The 19,136-nt window shown below is 62.4% G+C and carries 18 protein-coding genes and 1 pseudogene; 3 read left to right on the top strand and 16 right to left on the bottom strand.

Annotation, left to right across the window (positions count from 1 at the left end):
• Positions 1-105 precede the first annotated feature (105 nt).
• The 6 genes and pseudogenes from AC3WOG_RS25935 to AC3WOG_RS25910 form a co-directional block, all read right to left on the bottom strand.
• Positions 106-1,746: an acyl-CoA synthetase gene (locus AC3WOG_RS25935; RefSeq protein ID WP_492580735.1), complete on the bottom strand. Its 1,641-nt coding sequence runs from the start codon at positions 1,744-1,746 to the stop codon at positions 106-108.
• Positions 1,747-1,777: 31 nt separating this feature from the next.
• A complete protein-coding gene (locus AC3WOG_RS25930) occupies positions 1,778-2,683 on the bottom strand; it encodes an SDR family oxidoreductase (RefSeq protein WP_492580734.1) in 906 nt (301 codons plus the stop codon).
• A 161-nt stretch (positions 2,684-2,844) separates the two neighbouring features.
• Positions 2,845-3,020: pseudogene (locus AC3WOG_RS25925) on the bottom strand (ABC transporter substrate-binding protein); the annotation flags it as partial.
• Positions 2,995-5,241: a xanthine dehydrogenase family protein molybdopterin-binding subunit gene (locus AC3WOG_RS25920; RefSeq protein ID WP_492580733.1), complete on the bottom strand. Its 2,247-nt coding sequence runs from the start codon at positions 5,239-5,241 to the stop codon at positions 2,995-2,997. The gene AC3WOG_RS25920 and the pseudogene AC3WOG_RS25925, both read right to left, overlap by 26 nt.
• A gap of 10 nt (positions 5,242-5,251) precedes the next feature.
• Positions 5,252-5,725: a (2Fe-2S)-binding protein gene (locus tag AC3WOG_RS25915; protein WP_492580732.1), complete on the bottom strand. Its 474-nt coding sequence runs from the start codon at positions 5,723-5,725 to the stop codon at positions 5,252-5,254.
• A 57-nt stretch (positions 5,726-5,782) separates the two neighbouring features.
• Positions 5,783-6,622 carry an SDR family oxidoreductase gene (locus tag AC3WOG_RS25910; protein WP_492580731.1) on the bottom strand — a complete coding sequence of 280 codons (840 nt, stop codon included), beginning with the start codon at positions 6,620-6,622 and terminating at the stop codon, positions 5,783-5,785.
• A gap of 105 nt (positions 6,623-6,727) precedes the next feature.
• Here AC3WOG_RS25910 and AC3WOG_RS25905 point away from each other — a divergent pair, with 105 nt between their 5' ends.
• Both AC3WOG_RS25905 and AC3WOG_RS25900 read left to right on the top strand, forming a co-directional pair.
• Positions 6,728-7,669, top strand: coding sequence for a LysR family transcriptional regulator (locus tag AC3WOG_RS25905; RefSeq protein ID WP_492580730.1), 942 nt, complete (start codon positions 6,728-6,730; stop codon positions 7,667-7,669).
• A gap of 236 nt (positions 7,670-7,905) precedes the next feature.
• Positions 7,906-9,321, top strand: coding sequence for an IS1182 family transposase (locus tag AC3WOG_RS25900; protein ID WP_492576091.1), 1,416 nt, complete (start codon positions 7,906-7,908; stop codon positions 9,319-9,321).
• A 259-nt stretch (positions 9,322-9,580) separates the two neighbouring features.
• On the opposite strand, the gene AC3WOG_RS25895 is transcribed toward AC3WOG_RS25900, so the two are convergent.
• Genes AC3WOG_RS25895 through AC3WOG_RS25855 form a run of 9 tightly spaced genes read right to left on the bottom strand, consistent with a single transcriptional unit; the run spans position 9,581 to position 17,883 of the window.
• Positions 9,581-9,934 carry a RidA family protein gene (locus AC3WOG_RS25895; protein ID WP_492580729.1) on the bottom strand — a complete coding sequence of 118 codons (354 nt, stop codon included), beginning with the start codon at positions 9,932-9,934 and terminating at the stop codon, positions 9,581-9,583.
• Entirely contained in the window at positions 9,912-11,129 is a 1,218-nt protein-coding gene (locus AC3WOG_RS25890) for an NAD(P)/FAD-dependent oxidoreductase (RefSeq protein ID WP_492580728.1), read from the bottom strand. The genes AC3WOG_RS25895 and AC3WOG_RS25890 overlap by 23 nt, the downstream gene beginning before the upstream one ends.
• Complete coding sequence (locus AC3WOG_RS25885) at positions 11,126-12,574, bottom strand: FAD/NAD(P)-dependent oxidoreductase (protein ID WP_492580727.1); 1,449 nt, start codon at positions 12,572-12,574, stop codon at positions 11,126-11,128. The genes AC3WOG_RS25890 and AC3WOG_RS25885 overlap by 4 nt, the downstream gene beginning before the upstream one ends.
• Entirely contained in the window at positions 12,564-12,923 is a 360-nt protein-coding gene (locus tag AC3WOG_RS25880; protein WP_492580726.1) for a (2Fe-2S)-binding protein, read from the bottom strand. The genes AC3WOG_RS25885 and AC3WOG_RS25880 overlap by 11 nt, the downstream gene beginning before the upstream one ends.
• Positions 12,913-14,040 (bottom strand): NAD(P)/FAD-dependent oxidoreductase, encoded by a 1,128-nt coding sequence (locus AC3WOG_RS25875; protein ID WP_492582451.1) that lies wholly within the window; start codon positions 14,038-14,040, stop codon positions 12,913-12,915. The genes AC3WOG_RS25880 and AC3WOG_RS25875 overlap by 11 nt, the downstream gene beginning before the upstream one ends.
• A gap of 8 nt (positions 14,041-14,048) precedes the next feature.
• Positions 14,049-14,843 (bottom strand): ABC transporter permease, encoded by a 795-nt coding sequence (locus AC3WOG_RS25870; RefSeq protein ID WP_492580725.1) that lies wholly within the window; start codon positions 14,841-14,843, stop codon positions 14,049-14,051.
• 4 nt (positions 14,844-14,847) lie between these two features.
• Positions 14,848-15,768, bottom strand: coding sequence for an ABC transporter permease (locus tag AC3WOG_RS25865; protein WP_492580724.1), 921 nt, complete (start codon positions 15,766-15,768; stop codon positions 14,848-14,850).
• Positions 15,761-16,831, bottom strand: a complete 1,071-nt coding sequence (locus tag AC3WOG_RS25860) for an ABC transporter ATP-binding protein (RefSeq protein WP_492580723.1) — start codon at positions 16,829-16,831, stop codon at positions 15,761-15,763. The genes AC3WOG_RS25865 and AC3WOG_RS25860 overlap by 8 nt, the downstream gene beginning before the upstream one ends.
• Positions 16,832-16,842: 11 nt before the next feature.
• On the bottom strand, positions 16,843-17,883 hold the full coding sequence (locus AC3WOG_RS25855; RefSeq protein ID WP_492580722.1) for an ABC transporter substrate-binding protein: 1,041 nt from the start codon (positions 17,881-17,883) through the stop codon (positions 16,843-16,845).
• A 194-nt stretch (positions 17,884-18,077) separates the two neighbouring features.
• On the opposite strand from AC3WOG_RS25855, the gene AC3WOG_RS25850 reads away from it, so the two are divergent.
• Entirely contained in the window at positions 18,078-18,983 is a 906-nt protein-coding gene (locus tag AC3WOG_RS25850; RefSeq protein WP_492580721.1) for a LysR substrate-binding domain-containing protein, read from the top strand.
• On the opposite strand, the gene AC3WOG_RS25845 is transcribed toward AC3WOG_RS25850, so the two are convergent.
• Positions 18,980-19,135 (bottom strand): HoxN/HupN/NixA family nickel/cobalt transporter, encoded by a 156-nt coding sequence (locus AC3WOG_RS25845; RefSeq protein WP_492580720.1) that lies wholly within the window; start codon positions 19,133-19,135, stop codon positions 18,980-18,982. The genes AC3WOG_RS25850 and AC3WOG_RS25845 overlap by 4 nt on opposite strands.
• Position 19,136 lies beyond the last annotated feature (1 nt).

Genomic DNA, 19,136 nt, shown 5'->3' with positions numbered 1-19,136 from the left:
TAAAACGCTGAGCGAGGAAAGCGTTTGTAGGCGGCCTTTTTAGCTCGATGATTTCCTCTGTACGTAGATGTTTCGACTGCTCGGAACAGAGAGTACGCTGGACCACTAAGTCCCATTTTCGCTGACAACTTGCAGACGCAATTCCTTCCGAATTACCTTACCGGTGGCGGTCATTGGCAAGGTTTCAACGAAGCGAATTTCGCGAGGATACTCGTGAGCAGCAAGCCGGGTTTTCACATGTTGCTGGATATCTCGCGCCAGATTTTCATCACCGACAAACCCTGGGTTGAGGACGATAAACGCCATCACGATCTCGGTGCGCGCACTATCGGGCGCCCCAATAACCGCAGCCATATAGACAGCAGGGTGGCGCAGTAAAGAGTCCTCAATTGCTCCGGGTCCGATGCGGTATCCTGCGCTCGTTATAACGTCGTCGTCGCGGCCGACGAAGCGAAAGAAACCATCCTGATCGCAGGTCGCCAGATCTCCCGTGACGAGATACCGGCCCCGATACTTCTCGCGGGTCGCTGCTTCATGTTGCCAGTAGCCCAGGAACATGACAGGGTCAGGGCTCTCGACGCCGATATTCCCGATCGTTCCGGGTGGCTGCTCCTGTCCCGCATCATCAACGATCTTAACGCGATGCCCCGGCACGCACCGACCGATTGCACCAATGTGTGGCTCGTAGAGGGCAGCGCAAGAGGAGAGAACGACGTTGCACTCGGTCTGACCGTAGAACTCGTTGATTGTCACACCCAGCGTGTTCCTACCCCACTCGATCAGCTCCTCGCCTAGAGTTTCACCACCACTTGCAACGGATTTAAGCGACAACGACCAGCGTTCCGGCCGCTCCACAGTACGCATCATCTTCAAAGCTGTCGGCGGAAGAAACGTATGCGATACACCGTGACGCTCCATCAGATCGAATGCCGCCTCCCCATCAAATTTCGCAAATCGCCTCGCGAGCACCGGGACGCCGTGATGCCACGCCGGGAGCAGGACATCAAAGAGACCCCCAATCCAGGCCCAATCAGCAGGGGTCCACATCAAGGTCGCGTCGGTCGGAAATCCTTGCTGTGAAAGCTCGACGCCCGGAAGATGTCCCAGCAGCACCCGATGCGCATGAAGCGCCCCTTTAGATTTTCCGGTAGTTCCAGACGTATAAATAATGACGGCGGGGTCATCGGCCGTCGTTTCGACGGGCGTGAAATCACCGGACGCAGCTTGCAACTCGCCCCAGAACGAATAAATCCCTGCTTGAGTTTCCGCCTCCCCACCGTCGACGTTATAAATGCTTTGCAGTTCTGGCAGCGACTGTCGGATGTCCCGTAATTTCTCGATGCCTGAAAGATCGGTAATTAGCGCGACGGTGCCGCTGTCGCCCAAGCGGTGCTCAATAGCATCGACGCCGAATAAGGCAAAGAGTGGAACCGCAATCATGCCCGCTTTGTACACAGCCAGATGCGCTATCGCCGTTTCAGCAGACTGAGGAAGGAAAATCGCGACCCTGTCACCACGGCGCGCACCATGACGCAGAAGCGAATTTGCAAAACGGTCCGACAGCGATTTCAGCTGATCGAACGAATACTTCGTCGCCTTCCCATCATGGTCCTCATAAATGAGGGCAACGCGCCCGCTACCGTCGGCCCACTTGTCGCAGGTGTCCACACCGATGTTGTAGTTTGCAGGGATATTCCAAGCAAAGTCCGCTGTAACACTCTCGTACGTCTGTCCTTCTAGCTTCATCTCCGCCCCCAACCATCAAAGTACCTCTGTGCTAGTCCTGGAGCCCTTTAGGCGGTTCGTAGCGAGGGAACCCGTTATATTCGGTGATTCGCTCAGCGTTGGCGAGCGGCCAGGAATGTCGGGCGTTGGGAACCCCGCCGTCCACGCGGATCACTGTACCGTTAATGAAGGCCGAGGCCTCCGAGAGTAGGAAAACAGCAGCGCTCGCAAGCTCAGATTCGGTACCAAAACGTTGAAGCGGCACTTTGTGCTTCAGTTGGCGAAGCAACGCCTGGTATTCCTCGTTATAGCTGTCCATGCCTGCGGAAGCGATCCACCCCGGCGCCACGGCGTTCACCCGAACGCCGGCATGCCCCCATTCACAGGCAGCCGTTTCGGTCAAGTTCCAGACACCTGCCCGCGCAGCTCCTGAATGTCCCATGCCGGGCATGCCCCCCCAAATATCCGCGAGCATATTCACGATCGCACCACCGTGACCCGCCATCCATTGGGTAAAGCACTCGCGCGACATGAGGAATGTCCCGTGCAAATTGTTACGCACTACAGCGTCCCAGCCATTCAGTGAGATTTTTTCCAGCTTTGCTGGGAATTGTCCACCGGCACAATTAAACAGGCCATCGATGTGACCGAAGTCCGCGAGAGCCGCCGCAACCGTCTGTTTCACGCTGGCTTCATCGCGAATATCGCAAGCATATAAGCCGATTCGGTCCGCACTTTCCGGATAGTCCACGTTAAGCTCGTCACGAACCGCAGTCAATTTGTCCGGATTCCGTCCGACCATGATCAGCGTCGCGCCCAGCGAGGTAAGCTCGTGCGCCGTGCAGCGACCAAGGCCACTTCCGGCACCGGTTACCATCACAACTTTTCCATCAAACAGGCCCGGTCGAAACACCGAACGGTAGCGGGCACTGACTGATTCATCTACGCGATCCTTCATATCGTCTCTCCGAATTGGCGATGCGGGCGCCCGGCCTTTGGTGCCGATTGTTCCGTAAAAAAGGAACTCCGTGAATCGGCTGCAGGTGCAATCATGTTGCCCGATCACAGTCCGAGCTTTGCTTGCAAATTACTACCTTTAAAGACCCAAAATACGAGAAATTAATTCCATAGTTTGCAGCGCGTCTCTGCCTTGGTGGTAAAGGCCTGCTCGCCAGGGATAGTGGCCCGGCAGGCGTTTTAACCCGCATCAGATACATATCGTGAATCATGCTTCCATCTGGGCGGATATCCGCCGCTGACTGTGTCGGGTCAGGCCAGGTTGAACGGCAACTGGCGCTGCGGCTTGCCGGTCAGCCGTGCGATGGCGTTGGCAAACGCCGGCGCCAGCGGTGGCAGGCCGGGCTCACCCATGCCGGTGGGTGCATCGGCGCTGGGCACGATGTGGACATCGAACTCCGGTATGTCGGTGATGCGGGCCACGGTGAAGTCGCCGAAGTTGCTCTGCTGCACTTCACCGTCCTTCAATGTGATGGCGGCGCCAGGCAGACACATCGACAGCCCCATGACCGCCGCGCCCTGCACTTGGGCCTCGACACTGCGCGGGTTCACGGCCAGGTTGCAATGCACCCCGCCGGTGACGCGATGCAGCACCGGATGCCCCTCTTGCACCGAGGCCTCCACCACATAGGCCACCACCGAGTCGAAGGACTCGTGCACGGCCACGCCCCAGGCGCGGCCGCGAGGCAACTGCTTCTTGCCATAGCCGCTCCTGTCCACCGCCAGTTGCAGCGCAGCGCGGTGGCGCGGATGCTTGTCGCCGAACAGGCGCATGCGGTATGCCACCGGGTCCTGCCTGGTGGCGCGCGCGATATCGTCGAGCAAGGTCTGCATCACGTAGGCGGTGTGGGTGGAACCCACGCTGCGCCACCACAGCACGGGCACGTTGGGCCTGGGATGGTGCACGGTCAAGCGCATCGGCAGCGGGTAGGGATCACGCATGCCCTCCGTCGCGGTGGCGTCGATACCGTTCTTCACCTGGAATTCCCCGAACACCGTGCCCGAGGTAATGGACTGCCCGACGATGACGTGGTCCCAGGCCAGCACGTTGCCGCGCTCGTCGAAACCGATGCGTGCGCGGTGCAGATGCATCGGGCGATAGTAGCCGCCCTTGATGTCGTCCTCGCGGCTCCAGAGCGTACGCACCGGCACGTTCAGGCCAGCGGCGCGAGCGGCCCTGGCGACTTCGCAGGCCTCGACCACGTAGTCGCTCGTGCCCACGAAACGCCGGCCAAAGCCGCCGCCCGCCATCTGCACGTGCATCTTCACCTGCTCGGGCTTGAGACCCAGCGCGCGCGAGGCCGCGACACCGTCCAGACCTGGACACTGGGTGCCGACCCACAGATCGGCGCGCCCGTCCGATAGCTGGACAGTGCAGTTCAGCGGCTCCATCGGCGCGTGGGCCAGGTAGGGGAACACGAACTCGGCTTTCAGCTCGTGCGGGGCAGTGGCCAGCGGTGCCATATCGGCGTCGAACTGGCGTGGGCCGGGGCGAGCGGCCAGCTCGCCGTACTGGGCCAGCAACTGTTCGCTGTTCACCTTCTCTACCGAGGCCGTGTCCCACTGAAGCTTCAGCGCATCGCGTCCCTGCTTCGCCGGCCAATAGCCGTCGGCCAACACGGCCATCCCTTCGCCACCGCGGTCCAGCGGAACGCGCAACACGGCCTTCACTCCCTTGATGGCGCGCGCGGCGCTGTCGTCCACCGTGGTCAGTCGCGCGCCGAACACGGGCGGATGCGCCACCACGGCGGTGAGCTGACCGGGCAGGTGTGTATCGATGCCGAAGTCCTGACGTCCACTGCTCTTGGCCCGCGCATCGAGGCGCGTGGTGGGGCGGCCGATGATGCGGAAGTCCTTGGGGTTCTTCAGCGTGACCTTCTCGGGCACGGGCAGGGCCATGGCGGCCTCGGCCAGTTCGCCGTAGCTCAGCTTCTGACCGCCGGGGCCCAGCACGGTCCCGGCCTGCGTGCGTAGCGTGGCCACGCCCACGTTCCAGCGCGCTGCCGCCGCGGACAGCAGCATCGCCCGGGCACGCGCGCCAAGCTCGCGGTACTGCGTGAAGCTGTTCTTGACCGAATGGGAACCGCCGGTGAGGTGAATGCCGAAGAGCGGATCAACGTAAGCAGCGTCGTTCGAGCCATGGTGGCTGCGCACCAGATTCCAGTCCGCATCGAGTTCCTCGGCCAGGATCATCGGCAACGCAGTCTGCACACCCTGGCCGAACTCCAGCCGGTTGACGGTCACCGTGACCTCGCCGTTCGGGGAGATCTGCACGAAGGCCGATGGCTGTTGCGTCGGCTTCAGGGCACTGGCCGCCTGGCCGGTGCCGTTGGTTTGTCCGATCGCCAGATAGGGAAAGACGCCAAGCGCCAGGCCGCCAACACCCGCCAGCTTCAGGAAGCTGCGGCGCGGCAGCGTGGCGGCTTCGTCGGCTTGGCCCCGGGTCAGCAGGCGCTGCAGGGCGCGCGGCATTTCGCTGTAGTCGAAATTGGGCAACATGGCGTTTCCTTCAAGCGAGAGCCCTGGCGGCGTCGGCCACCGCGGCGCGGATGCGGGCGTAGGTGCCACAGCGGCAAATGTTGCCGGCCATGGCCGAGTCGATCTCGGTGGCGCTGGGCTGCTTGCCACGAGGCAGCGACTTCAGAAACGCCGTGGCGTTCATGATCTGGCCGCTTTGGCAGTAGCCGCACTGCGCTACGTCATGATTGACCCACGCTGCATGCACCGCGGTGCCGACCTTGTCGCTGCCATCGGTTGCGGCTTCGATGGTGGTGATCTGCTTTCCCTCGGCCGCCGAGATCGGCGTGATGCAGGAGCGGATGGCCTCCCCGTCCAGGTGCACGGTGCAGGCGCCGCACAACGCCGCGCCGCAGCCGAACTTGGTGCCGGTCATGCCCAGCGTATCGCGCAGGGCCCAGAGGATGGGCGTGTCCGGGGCGGCGTCGACCGTGTACTGACGGCCGTTGACGTTGAGCATGCTCATGATGGGTCAGTCCTCCACAAATTGGGTGTTCCGGGGTGTAACCAACTCGTCTCGTGATCAGAAGCTGCCGTCTGTCGACTTCGAAAGATCCTCAAACGCGTGAACTGCCTTCAGTCGAGCCTCTACAGCCGGCCCGACCACCGCCAGTGCATCGCTTCCGGCCACGAACACGCGGGGCGGAGTGTCCATACCAGTGAGCTTTACCAGGACCTGGCCGAGCTTGTCGGGATCGCCCGGTTGCTTGCCCGCGTATGGAGACCACATCGCCTCGGCGCTGACCTCGGCCGCTGCGTAATCGGCGATGCGCCTGCTCGGCCACCTGGCGTTGGCTGCGTCCAGCAGGTCCGTGCGGAAGAATCCTGGCTCGACCACCGCGATTTTGATCCCGAACTTTCCAACCTCCTCGGCCACGGCAAGCGAAAGGCCCTCCACGGCGAACTTGCTCGCACTGTAGGCGCCGCAGTGCATCAAGCCGACAGCGCCTGCCACGGAGCTGATGTTGATGATGTTCCCGGAGCGCTGCTTGCGCATGACCGGCAGCGCTGCCCGCATCACGTTGCTCACGCCCCAGAAGTTGGTCGCGAACAGGCGTTGAATGTCCTGCGTTTCCAATTCCTCGAAATTGCCTAGCAGGCTGTAGCCGGCACTGTTCACGACCACGTCGATGCGACCGAACTTTTCCAGCGCCTGGTCGACAACGGTCGTTGCCTGCGCCTCATCGGAGACGTCCAGCTGGAGAACCTCGAGGTTCTCGCCGGCCACGTCGCGCAAGACATTTCGCACTTTCTCCAGGTTCCTGCCTGTGGCGACGACGCGATCACCGGCCTTCAACGCGGCCTTGGCCGTACCGGCGCCGATACCGCTGCCTGCACCCGTGATAAACCAGACCTTGCTCATGCTCGAACTCCTTCCGTTCCTTTTCAATGCCCTTCACTCTAGGCAGATCGATTAAGAAGAAAAACACCCTAGTACTGAATACCGTTTGAAGATATTCTTCAAGACATGAGACTCAACCAGCTCGATGGACTGCTCGCGTTCTGGAAGGTCGCAGAGCACCGTGGGTTCTCTGCGGCCGCGGCAGCGCTCGAGGTCTCGCCCTCGGCGCTCAGTCAGGCGATCCGCCACCTGGAGGCCCGGCTCGGAGCCAGGCTTCTGAACCGGAACACCCGCAGCGTCAGCCTCACTGAGGCGGGAGCGGCATATCTGTCCCGAATCGGGCCGGCACTGAGCGATGTGCTCGAAGCCGGAGAACAACTTCATGAACTTCAGGGCCGGCCATCAGGCGTTCTGCGCATCAACGCAGCGCGAATCTCGACCGCCATGGTCCTCCAGCCGCTGCTGGCCGGGTTCCTGAAGGCCTATCCGGACGTCCACGTGGAGCTGACGAACGACGAGGGCTACGTGGACATCGTCGAAAGAGGATTCGACGCCGGCGTTCGAATGGGAGAGAGTGTCCAGAAGGATATGATCGCTCTGCCACTCGGTGGCCCGGTCGCCGTATCCATCGTTGGATCGCCCGACTACTTCAAGCAGCATCCCGTTCCACGTCACCCGTCCGATCTGGTACACCACAACTGTGTGCGGTTCAGGTTCTCAGGCAGCGGGGCCATTCACAAATGGGAGCTCGAGGTGGACGGCCGTATCGTCGAGTACGAGATCAGCGGCAATCTCACGATCAGCGACTCGTTGTTCTCGGTTGAGGCTGCGCTGGATGGGATTGCACTGGCGTACACGTTCGAGCAGCTCGCGCTTCCTCACATCCGCGCCAGGAAGTTGAAACGCGTCTTGAGCAGCTTCTCACCGACTTTTCCCGGGTTCTACCTGTACTACCCGAGCAGGCGGCAGCAGCCTGCCAAGCTGAAGGCCCTGGTGAACTACGTACTGGCGCATTCCAGTCCCGAGACGATTGGAATGTCAGCGACCGTGCCCGCGACAGACGTGTAGTAGTACGTCCATTTTTTCGGTGACCGCAAGTCTGCGTCGGGCCGATAAGTTCCGGACGAAGGTTGGCATCGCGCGACCATTAGACGGTGGAAAAAACCGCCTACTGTACCGACGGCCATTCGAATCAGGATGCAAAATTCGAATGGCCGGTTTGCCCCAGATTGTGTTGAAAAAGTCGCCCGTGGTTCGGAATGTTCGGTATCCTGGAAGACATTGATCGACGGGAGTGATTCGTCATGATGGGTCAACTGGGCCGCGGACAGGACAAACTCTTCTACTCGTTTAACCTCGATAATCACGTCCCTCGCGAACACCTGTTGAGAGGCATCGATCACTTCCTTGATCTGCGCGATCTACGCCAGCATCTCGCGCCGTTCTACAGTCCGATGGGGCGGCCATCGATTGATCCGGAGCTCATGATCCGCATGTTGATCGTCGGCTACTGTTTCGGCATCCGGTCCGAGCGCAGGCTATGCGAAGAGGTACATCTGAACCTGGCGTATCGATGGTTCTGTCGCCTGGGCCTGGAGGACGCCGTACCCGAACACTCGACATTCTCCAAGAACCGCCACGGTCGCTTCCGCGATAGCGATGTACTACGCCATGTGTTCGAGTCGGTGCTGGGTCGGTGCATGTCCGAAGGGCTCGTAAAGGGTGAAGGATTCGCGATTGACGCAAGCATCATCAGAGCCGACGTGAGCTCTGCACGCGGTGTTCCGGGTTCCGGGCCCATCGACTGGGGTTGCGTCAAGGGACAAAGCCGTGCAGTGCGCGAGTATCTGGAAGCATTGGAAGAAGCGAATCCAGCGGGCACCGAAGCGGCGGAGATGGCAGAGACATTGCCCCCTCCAAAGAGGATATCTCTGACGGATCCCGCCGCGAGCTGGACAGCGGCCAAGGGTGGCTTGCCGTTCTTCGCCTACTCGACCAATTATCTGATTGACCTGCAGGCAGGGATCATCGTTGACGTCGAGGCGACGCCCGCGAACCGTTCGCACGAAGTGGAATCAACCAGGACGATGATTGACCGCGTTGAGCGGCGGCATGATCTCAAACCTCGACGTCTTGCAGGCGACACCGCGTATGGCTCGGCAGCGATGCTTGCCTGGATGATCGAAGAGAAGGAGATTGCACCACATGTTCCGGTCTGGGATAAAACGACGCGCAAGGACAATACATTGTCCAGCAGCGAGTTCCTATGGGATGAACTGGCCAATGAATATCGCTGTCCCACCGGGCACGCACTACGCAGTGATCGGCGCAAATTCACGAATCCGCGCTCGCGCGTCACGAAGGCTGACACGATCATCTATCGGGCAAGTCAGCTCGACTGCGAGAGCTGTTCGATGAAGGATCGCTGCTGTCCGAATACACCATTCCGCAAGATCGCCCGCAGCATCCATGAAGCTGCGCGTGACGAAACGAGGCGTATTGCGAAGACGCCTGAATACAAGCGATCTTGCCGTGAGCGAAAGAAGGTGGAAATGCTCTTTGCCCATCTCAAACGCATCCTGAAACTGGACCGTTTGCGACTGCGAGGTCCAAGCGGTGCTCATGATGAGTTCCTGATGGCAGCGACTGCGCAAAACCTGCGAAGAATGGCCAAGCGGTTCATGTCAGGAAGCAAGCAGATGAACCAGGCAGTTGCATGACGAGAAATGAGGATCGTTGCCTCGCCCAAGTTCACCGCTTCGCCGATCGTCACAACTCGATAACGTCGTGCCAACTCCAGCGCCCTGATCCAAAACAAGACTTTTTCAACACAATCCCCCAATCAATGGTCAATCGTTACACGAACGTGATCGGCCGCTTGTGGCCGGCGGCTGCCTAACGCCGAATACTGGCGAAGGCGTCAGAAAGCGAGCAACCGCTACCGCCAGCGCGCGCCCCATAGAACGCGCGGCTATCCGCTTACAGCGCGGCGGTCACTATCACTTCGACGCGAATCTCCGGCGAAGCCAACGCGGCTTCGCAAGTCGCACGCGCCGGCGTCGCATCGCGAGGCACCCAGGCTTCCCATGCGGCATTCATCGGACCGAAGTCGCGAGCCATATCGGCCACCCAGATCTGCACGGACAACAGTCGGGTTTTATCGGTGCCGGCCGTTTTCAGATGCCCGTCCAGTTTGCTCAGGATCTCTTCGGTTTGCGCCTTCGCGTCGCCGTCGCGCGAGGTCGCCGTCAGGCCGGCAACATACACGGTGCCGTTATGGATCACGAGGCGCGAGAGGCGCGGATTGGTTTCAAAACGTTGAATATCGCTCATTGCCTGTGTTTTTAAGGTGAGTGAAGAAAGTTGAAGGAACCTGGTGTGTTTCGATTTGGCTCCGCGCCGCTGCCGCGAAGCGTCCAATCCGGAATGCGTCGATGTCGTGCGTGCTGCGTCCATCGCACACCAGCTCGGCCACCACGCTGCCGACAATCGGTCCGAGTTCGAACCCATGCGCGGAGAAACCGAACGCGTGCACGAGACCGTCATGCGTGCCGCTGCGGGAAATCACCGGAATGCCATCGGGCATGAAACCTTCGATACCGGCCCATGCACGGTTGACCACGACATGCTGCAAGTGCGGGAACAGATCGGTGACCGTACGTGCGCTTTTGCCCAACTGCGGAAAATCGAGCACGCACTGCCTCGCTTTCATATCGGCGGTGCACTCGAGCGCGCCGCCGATCACGACGGTGCCATTGCTGAACTGTTTGAACGACAGCGGGCGTCCCGTTGCGCCGAGCACCGGTTTGACGAAAGGCGGCACGGCCTGCGTCACCATCAGCATCAACCCGCGCGGCTCGACCTGCACCGGCTCGTCCGCTTGCCGCGCGAATTCGCCGGCCCACGCGCCTGCTGCGTTGACGACGTGCGACGCGCGCCACCGTCCGCTCGCTGCTTCGATATCCCATTGCCCGTCGCGGCGCACGATGCCACGGACCGCGCACTGCTCATGAATCTCGACGCCCGCTTGCTGCGCCGCGAGCCGGAACGCCGTGACCGCGCGAAACGGCAACGCGTGGCCGTCGTGCTCGACCCATACGCCGCCCACGACGTGCCGTGCAAGATTCGGCACGAGGTCCCGAACGGTACTGGCATCGATCATGACTTCGTGCGTGAAGCCGAGCGTTTGCAGATGCGCGACGCGTGCACGGCACGCCGAAAGTTCCGCCTCGCTCTCGGCCACTTTCAACTGGCCGGACGGGACGAAACCGGCATCGTCGCCGACCAGTTCGGGTAACCCGAACCACAGGTCGCGCGACGCTAGCGAGAGCGCAATCTCCGCGTCGTGGCGTCCGAGCGTGCGCACGCCACCGGCATTGACACCCGAGGCATGGCGCCCGCACACGTCGCTTTCCAGCACGACCACGCTGGCGCCGCGCCGCGCCAGATGCAGCGCGCTCGACAAACCATGCAAGCCGCCGCCGATCACCACGACATCGGCACCTGCGGCTCCGATTGTGCTGTTCATCGTGCAGCCGTGTCGTGGGCTTCGGCGGACCTCTCGGCCGGCTGCGCCGCGCGCTGCAGCGCCGCTTCATGCGCGGCCGCGAGTTCGGCGAGCGTGACCGGCTTGATCGGCGGACGCACGCGGTAATAACCGACCTCGGCGGGCGACACGCCCCGCGCATCCGCGATCACCTCGGTAACGGTCAATCCGCAAAGACGGCCCTGACACGGACCCATGCCGCAGCGGCCGAACGACTTCGCCTGATTCGGGCCGAGACAGCCGAGCTTCACGAAGCCGCGCAACTGTCCTGCGGTCACCTCTTCGCAGCGGCAAACGGTGACCTCGTCCGCGGGGATACGACTGGCATCCTTCGGCCGATAGAGCGCATCGAGAAACGGGCGGATGTGCAGCGCCTCACGCAACGCCCGTGTGACGGGTGCGGCCAGCGAGTCACGCGTCGCGCGGTCGATGCGGCCGGTCCGATGCACGATCTCCAGTGCCGCGAGCCGGCCCTGTTCCGCGGCAGCCTGCGCCCCGCCAATGCCGCGACTGTCGCCCGCGACGTAGATGCCGGGCACATCGAGCTCGCCCCATGCGTCGGTAACGGGTACCCAGCACAGTTGCGCATCGTCCCACTTATGTTGCGCGCGCAACGACCAGCTGATCTGCGTATTCGGCACGACGCCCTGATGCAGCAGCACGACCTCGGCGGGAATGCGCTGCGCGTTGCCGTCGACGGTGAAGCGCACGGCGGCGAGCGCGTCCATGCCTTCGAGCGCGAGGTTCGTCGCGCCCTGATGAAACGGCACACCGGCGCGTTTCAACGCGCGCATCAGCTTCAACCCTTTCGCAAGCTGCCGCCAACCCTTCAGTGCGCCGCCCAGATGCGCGAGCGCACGGCGATAGTCGGCACTCGCGGTCGTGTCGACGATGGCGCGGATCGGCACACCCGCGCGCAGATACTGCCAGCCGAGCAGATACAGCAGCGGCCCGCAGCCCGCCAGCACGACCGGCTGCGACGGCACGACTTCGGCGCTCTTCAGCAGAATCTGCGCGGCGCCGGCCGTCAGCACGCCCGGCAGCGTCCAGCCCGGAATCGGAAACGGCCGCTCCATCGCGCCGCTGCACAGGATGATCGAGCCGGCTTGCAGCGATTTCACCACGCCGTCCTGCACGTAATCGACGCTGCGTTCCGCCGTCACCTGCCATACCGATGCGCCGCGTTCGTGTTTCGCACCGCTCGTGGCGAAGGCGCGTGCCAATTCACTGCCCGCGGCATAGTCCGGACCGAGAATGTTCAGACGCCGCGCATTGGCCTGCGTGATCGCGCGATAGATTTGCCCGCCGGGCGCGGCCTGCTCATCGAGCACGGTCACACTCAAACCGCGTTGCGCCGCGACGGTTGCGGCGGCCATGCCGGCCGGCCCCGCGCCGACGATCACCAGATCCACGTGATTAGCGTTCATCGCGCGTATCTCCTGCCAACATAATGAAGTCGTTCAATTCGCGCATGCCGAGTTGCGAGCGAACCGTCATGCCTTCGGCTACCGGCACAAGACAGCTCTGCCGGTTCGCCACGCCGTCGATTTCGACGAGACATTCGAAGCACACGCCCATCATGCAATACGGCGCGCGTGCCGCGCCGCTCACCGGCGTCGTGCGAAAACGTTCGACCCCGGCCGCGAGCAAGGCCGCGGCAACGCTCGCGCCCTGCGGTACACGTAGCGCCTTTCCGTCGAACGAGATGGTGACGGTGCCGGTTGTGCCGTCGTTGGTCTGGGCGGGCAGCACTTTGAAAAGACTGTCAGTGACCATGTATGAATACCTTGTCGGTTTGCAAGAAGCGCTCGCCGGAGAAATGTTCGATGCCGGCGGGCGCGAGGTCTTTCGCAATCCACGGCGCGACGCGCAATGCATGGGCGGCCGCGAGCGTGACGCCGCTATGGCAGGTCACGACGTACGCGCCCGGGCAAGTGGATGATTGTTGATAGATCGGAAAGCCATCGGGGCTCATTACGCGCAAGGCTCCCCATGCGCGCACCAGCTTCACTTCGCCCAGCGCGGGGAAACTGCGCACGCCGCGCCATGCAATGTGGCTCACGACATCGGCGGTCACACCGTCGTTGAAGCCGACGTCTTCCATCGAATCGCCGATCTGCACGGTACCCTCATCGGTCTGCCGCACATAGGTCGTGGGGAAATCGAGGAAATGCGCGACCCGCTCGGCGATCAGGACCTGCCCGCGGTTCGGCGCGACCGGCGCATGAATGCCGACCTGCTGCGCCAGCGCCCGATTGCCGAGTCCCGCGGCCAGCACCACACGTCCCGCATGAAAGCGCTGTCCACCTGCTTCGACGACAAAGCCGCCGCCATCGCGTTCGATACGCTGCGCCCGCACACCCGACGTCATCTTCACGCCTCGCGTGCCGCATGCGGTATGCAGCGCGCGCAGCAACTTGAGCGGATTCGCGTGACCATCCATCGGCGAATAGCTCGCGCCGATCACCTGCGGGCCGATGGCCGGCAAGCGGCGTTTCAATTCGGCGTAACCGATCATCTCGAACGGATAGTCGCCGTTCAGATCGTCGCGGATCGCTTGCAGACGCGCCGCGCGTTCCTGCCATTCCGTTTCGCTGAAGCAGAAATGGAAGCCGCCGGGTTGCTTTAGTTGCACGTCGATATCGGTTTCGTCGAGCAGGGATTCGCGCAGGATCGGCCAGCGCGTCGCCGAACCGCGCGTCCATGTCGCGTACGGCGACATGCCGTAGCCCTTGCCCTGCACCCACACGAGGCCGAAGTTGCCGCGTGAAGCACGGAAAGCGTCGTCGCCTTCGTCGAGTACGCCGACCTTCAGCCCTTCGCGGGCAAGTCCATAGGCGACGGCCGTACCGACCAGGCCGCCGCCGATCACCAGTACATCGGAAGAGTTCATCATCTGTTTCAGTTTTTGCCGATCAGCACGCGATCGAGGCCGACAATGCGGTCCATCACCACCATCAGGATCGCGGTGCCGACGATCAGCACGGTCGACACCGAGGCGACGAGCGGATCGATGGTTTGCGCGATCTGGTTGTACATCGCCACCGGCAGCGTCGTGGTGCCGGGCGTCGCGACGAACACGGTCATCGTCAATTCGTCGAAGCTCTGGATAAAGGCAAGCATCCAGCCGGCCGCGACGCCGGGGAGGATCATCGGCAGAATCACGCGGCGAAAGGTGGTGAAGCGTTTCGCGCCGAGCGAGAGTGCCGCGCGCTCCGCGTCACGATCGAGACCCGTGGCCGCGGCCAGCGTCAGGCGCAGCGCATACGGAAAGATCACCGTGACGTGCGTAAGCGTCAGCCAGAAGAACGAGCCGGACATGCCTGCCGTGGTGAAGAACCGCAGGAAGGCGACGCCGAGCACCACGTTCGGAATCATCAGCGGCGACAGGAAGAACGCCGACAGCGCCCCGCGCCCAGCGAAACGATACCGCGTCAATGCCAGCGCGCTCGGCACCGCGAACAGCACCGCCACGGTTGCCGAAGCGAGGCCGAGACGCAGCGACAGCCAGAATGCGTCGATGATGTCCGGCGCGTCGGCGATCGCGCGGAACCAGCGCAGCGACAGACCCGTGGTGGGCATCGAGATGTAGCCCTTGTCGGTGAACGACACGGCGATCACCACCAGCAGCGGCGCGACGATGAAGAGCACGAAGAGCGTGTGATAACACAGCGCGAGCCAGTTGTTTTTGCGCATGACATCAGCCCTCGAAAACCGCGCGGAAGCGCCGCTCGATCCAACGGTTGCAGCCGAGAATGATGACGATATTCGCAATCAGCAACAGCACCGCGATGGTCGCGCCGAGGGGCCAGTTCAGCGTGTTGAGGAATTCGTCGTAAGCCGCGGTGGCCGCGACTTTCAGACGGCGGCCGCCTAGCAGCGCGGGCGTAGCGAACGCGGACGCCGCCAGCGCGAACACGATGATCGAACCGGACAGCACGCCCGGCAGCAACTGCGGCAACACCACCCGGCGAAACACCGCGAACGGTTGCGCACCCAACGAACGCGCGGCGTTTTCGACTTGCAGATCGAGCTTTTGCAGCGTGGCCCACACGGCGATCACCATGAACGGCACCAGCACGTGTGTGAGGCCGATGATCACGCCGGTCATCGTGAACACCAGCTTGACCGGTTCGCCGGTGATGCCGAGCACCTGCAGCGCATCGTTAAGCAAGCCGTTATTGCCGAGCAGGATCGCCCAGCCGAGTGTGCGTACCACCACTGAAATCAGCAGCGGACCCAGGATCACAATCAGGAAGATCGAGCGCCATGGGCTTTTCATCCGCGCGAGGATGATGGTCTCCGGCACGCCGAGCACCACGCACAGCAGCGTCACCGCGAGCGCCATGCCGCCCGTGCGCAGAAAAATCTCGTGATAGTAGCCGTCGCTCAGCACTTCCACGTAGTTCGACAGCGTGAAGGTCGGCAACACGCCTTGGGTACCGTCGAATGCGTGGAAGGACAGCACGGCCGTCAACAGCAATGGCACGAGCAGCAGTCCGCAGAACAGCAACAACGCGGGACCGGCGAGCAGCCATGGCGCGGCGTTGGCCCGCCCGGCGGTCGACCGCGGCGCGGCCTGAACCGGCGCCGGGAGTGGGGAATGCGAGGAATCAGCCATGTGCGGTCTCCGCGAGGATACGCACGGCGTCGTCGGACCAGTGCACGCCCACCGTTTCGCCTTCGCGCGGCGGCGCAGTGCCGAGATTCGGCAGGCTCGCGCGCACCGTGCCGAGCGGCGTCTCGATCTGCAGCATCCAGTGGTTGCCGAGGAACAGACAGGTCGTCACGCGGCCTTGCAACGTCGCATCAGCAGCGGACGACTCGGTGAGCGCCACGCGTTCGGGCCGCACATAAAGCTGCACGCCGCCCTCGAAGCGGCGGCCGCCATGCGGCACCTTCATCACGCTCGCGCCGACCCGCACCACCGCGCAACGGTCGTTCATCTGCTCGACGGTACCGCGCAATGCATTCGTCTTGCCGAGAAAACCCGAAGCGAACACCGACTCCGGCTTCTCGTACGCATCGAACGGCGAGCCGGTCTGCACGATACGGCCACCGTGCATGACTGCGATGCGGTCGCTCATCGTCATCGCTTCGACCTGATCGTGCGTGACGAGGATCGTCGTAATGCCGAGCTTCCTCTGGATCGCGCGCAGTTCCACGTGCATGTCTTCGCGCAGCTTCGCGTCGAGGTTCGACATCGGTTCGTCGAGCAACAGCACTTGCGGCCGAATCGCCAGCGCGCGGGCAATCGCGACGCGCTGGCGCTGCCCGCCGGACAGCTCACGCGGATAGCGCTTGTCGAGGCCGGTGAGCCGCACCATCTCGAGCACTTCGGCAATGCGCGTGGCGCGTTCGCCGCGCGTCACGTTGCGCATGTCCAGACCGAAGCCGACGTTGTTGCCGACCGTCATGTGCGGAAACAGCGCGTAGCTCTGGAATACGATGCCCATGCCGCGCTTTTCCGGCCGCTCACGCGTGATATCGGCGCCGTTCAGCAGAATCCGGCCACGGGTAGGGTCGACGAAACCCGCGACCATCTGCAGCGTCGTGGTCTTGCCGCAACCCGACGGTCCGAGCAGCGAGACGAATTCACCGCGTTCGATCGACAGATTGATGCTGTCCACGGCGTTGAATTCGCCGTAGGCCTTGCCGAGGCCATCCAGAGTGAGGAAGCTCATGGTGTTGTGCCTTACCGTTCGACGGTGCGATTCCAGCGATTGGTCCAGTCGGAGCGCTTCTCGTTGACGAAGGTCCAGTCCGTCTTTACCAGCCGGCCGATCTGATCCGGCGTGTACGGCACGGTCGCGGCAACCTGCGGCGTGAGCCTGGTGTTCCTGTTGACCGGCCCCCAGCCCTGCCCTTCGGCAAGCCAGGCCTGAACTTGCGGCGACAACAGGAACTGAACGAATTGCTGCGAAAGCGCGGCGACGTCGCTATGTACGACCGGACACGCGGCGATGAACATCGCCGGGGAGCCTTCTTTCGGATAAACGAATTCGACCGGGAAGCCGGTTGCCTTGAGCGCCGCGACGCGGCCGCTGCCCCACACGGCCAGCGTGACGTCGCCGTTCTGGAACATCTCCGTCATCTTGCCCGGCGACGGTTCCCAAGCCAGTACGTTCGGGCCGACTTCCTTCGCCAGCGCCGTCATGCCCGGATCGATGTTGTGATCGCTGCCGCTGCGCAGCCGCGCATAGGTGAGCAGCGTTTGCAGACCGTAGGTGTTGTTGATCGGCGGAATCGCGATCTTCTGGCGCAGGCGTTTGTCGGTTAGCACTTCCCACGAATCCGGCTTCGGCAGGCCGGCCTTCCTGAAGGCCTCCGTGTTGTAGACGAGGCCGGTAGCGACCACGCCCACCGACGTCGCACTCGCGTTCATCTTGCCGATGTCGTAAAGGTCCTTGTAGACCGGCGCATCCTGCAGCTTGTCGCAGAAGCCGAATTGCGTGGCCTGATACATCGGGCCGTCGTCCAGCAGCACGACGTCGAGTTCTTCTTTAGACTTTTGCGCCTGCAGCTTCGCGAGCGTATCGGTCGAGTTGCCGGGCACGTAGACGATCTTGACGTCGTGAGTGGCTTCGAACGCCGGGATGATTTTTTTCTGAAACAGGTCCTGCGTGGAACCGCCGTATGAGCCGAGATACAGCGTCGGCGCGGCTAGCGCGGGCAACGCGCAACTGGCAGCGAGACCACCCACAGCACCCAGCAACCACCTCAAACGTGTAGCCATTCTATTTTCTCCTCACCAGCGCCCATAGCGCACGCAACTCAATCGGGGATACCACCAGGTTATCGCCCTGCCGTGTCACGAATACGCTACGCATCCGGCAGTGAAGCCAGCTTATTGAGAAAAAAAAGCAGCGTGAAATCGAATTTTTTCTGTGTCGTATAACATTCACTTATACATTTTCAGCGACCGCCCTCATGAAGATCCGTCAGTTGGAAGCGTTCAACGCTGTCATGGTGTGCCGCACCGTCACGCGGGCCGCGGAGATGCTGCACGTGTCTCAACCCGCGGTGACCCGGCTCATCGGCGATCTGGAGGAGAGCACCGGTTTTGCGCTATTCGACCGCACGCACGGGCGTTTGCAGCCGACGCCGGAGGCGTTTGCGCTGCATGAGGAGGTGCAGCGTTCGTTGGTCGGCGTGGAGCGGATCGAGCGCGCCGCGCTGGAGATTCGCGCGTCGCAGCGCGGCATGCTGCAAATCGCGAGTGCGCCCGCGTTGGCGCTATCGTTTCTGCCGCGCGCGATTGCTGAATTCAGCGCGTTGCATACGGGCGTGGAAATATCGCTCGCCTCGCATGCGTCGCGCACCGTGCTCGACATGGTGGTCGAACATCGCTGCGACGTCGGCTTCGTGATTCTCGCGTTGAGTACGCCGAGCGCGCACGGCGAACTATTAATGTCGACCCGCATGGTCTGCGCGCTGCCGGCAGCCCATCCGCTCGCCGCGAAAGTCACCCTGGTGCCTGAAGATTTGCGCAACGAGCCGTTCGTGTCGCACTGGCACGGTCTGCAATCGCGCTATGAGATCGATGCGCTGTTCGCCTCGCATGGTGTCGAGCGCAAGCTGATGGTGGAGACGCAGACGTCCGCGGGCATCTGTTCCTTTGTCGCAGCGGGGATGGGGATCGCGATTATCGATCCGGTCGCGGCGCTTGAGTATCGCGGCACGGATGTCGTGTTCCGGCGCTTCGAGCCGGTGATCGGTACGGACTTCTCCGTGCTGTTGCCGTCGCAACGGCCGCCTTCGTTGCTGGTGAAGAAGTTTGTGACACATGTACGCGCGTTTGCGCACGCCCAGTTGCCGAAGGATGCGATGCTCTAGTCAACCCCATCCCATATCGGCCCCCGCAGCTTCAACTGGTTTGCGAGCAAGCCAAGCGCCTCGATGCGGCCGATAAGCACCGCTACGATCACCGACACCAGCGTAATCGGCATGTTGTAGTAGCGTTTCCTCGCGACACCAATGCTGCCCACG

This window comes from Paraburkholderia sp. FW306-02-B (genome assembly GCF_058782725.1).
This window is presented reverse-complemented; position numbering and strand designations above follow the sequence as displayed.

What these genes read in the sequence shown, in the direction of transcription:
- AC3WOG_RS25935 (WP_492580735.1), bottom strand. Translation starts at nt 1,746, where the DNA reads ATGAAGCTAGAAGGACAGACGTACGAGAGTGTTACAGCGGACTTTGCT.
- AC3WOG_RS25930 (WP_492580734.1), bottom strand. Translation starts at nt 2,683, where the DNA reads ATGAAGGATCGCGTAGATGAATCAGTCAGTGCCCGCTACCGTTCGGTG.
- AC3WOG_RS25920 (WP_492580733.1), bottom strand. Translation starts at nt 5,241, where the DNA reads ATGTTGCCCAATTTCGACTACAGCGAAATGCCGCGCGCCCTGCAGCGC.
- AC3WOG_RS25915 (WP_492580732.1), bottom strand. Translation starts at nt 5,725, where the DNA reads ATGAGCATGCTCAACGTCAACGGCCGTCAGTACACGGTCGACGCCGCC.
- AC3WOG_RS25910 (WP_492580731.1), bottom strand. Translation starts at nt 6,622, where the DNA reads ATGAGCAAGGTCTGGTTTATCACGGGTGCAGGCAGCGGTATCGGCGCC.
- AC3WOG_RS25905 (WP_492580730.1), top strand. Translation starts at nt 6,728, where the DNA reads ATGAGACTCAACCAGCTCGATGGACTGCTCGCGTTCTGGAAGGTCGCA.
- AC3WOG_RS25900 (WP_492576091.1), top strand. Translation starts at nt 7,906, where the DNA reads ATGATGGGTCAACTGGGCCGCGGACAGGACAAACTCTTCTACTCGTTT.
- AC3WOG_RS25895 (WP_492580729.1), bottom strand. Translation starts at nt 9,934, where the DNA reads ATGAGCGATATTCAACGTTTTGAAACCAATCCGCGCCTCTCGCGCCTC.
- AC3WOG_RS25890 (WP_492580728.1), bottom strand. Translation starts at nt 11,129, where the DNA reads ATGAACAGCACAATCGGAGCCGCAGGTGCCGATGTCGTGGTGATCGGC.
- AC3WOG_RS25885 (WP_492580727.1), bottom strand. Translation starts at nt 12,574, where the DNA reads ATGAACGCTAATCACGTGGATCTGGTGATCGTCGGCGCGGGGCCGGCC.
- AC3WOG_RS25880 (WP_492580726.1), bottom strand. Translation starts at nt 12,923, where the DNA reads ATGGTCACTGACAGTCTTTTCAAAGTGCTGCCCGCCCAGACCAACGAC.
- AC3WOG_RS25875 (WP_492582451.1), bottom strand. Translation starts at nt 14,040, where the DNA reads ATGAACTCTTCCGATGTACTGGTGATCGGCGGCGGCCTGGTCGGTACG.
- AC3WOG_RS25870 (WP_492580725.1), bottom strand. Translation starts at nt 14,843, where the DNA reads ATGCGCAAAAACAACTGGCTCGCGCTGTGTTATCACACGCTCTTCGTG.
- AC3WOG_RS25865 (WP_492580724.1), bottom strand. Translation starts at nt 15,768, where the DNA reads ATGGCTGATTCCTCGCATTCCCCACTCCCGGCGCCGGTTCAGGCCGCG.
- AC3WOG_RS25860 (WP_492580723.1), bottom strand. Translation starts at nt 16,831, where the DNA reads ATGAGCTTCCTCACTCTGGATGGCCTCGGCAAGGCCTACGGCGAATTC.
- AC3WOG_RS25855 (WP_492580722.1), bottom strand. Translation starts at nt 17,883, where the DNA reads ATGGCTACACGTTTGAGGTGGTTGCTGGGTGCTGTGGGTGGTCTCGCT.
- AC3WOG_RS25850 (WP_492580721.1), top strand. Translation starts at nt 18,078, where the DNA reads ATGAAGATCCGTCAGTTGGAAGCGTTCAACGCTGTCATGGTGTGCCGC.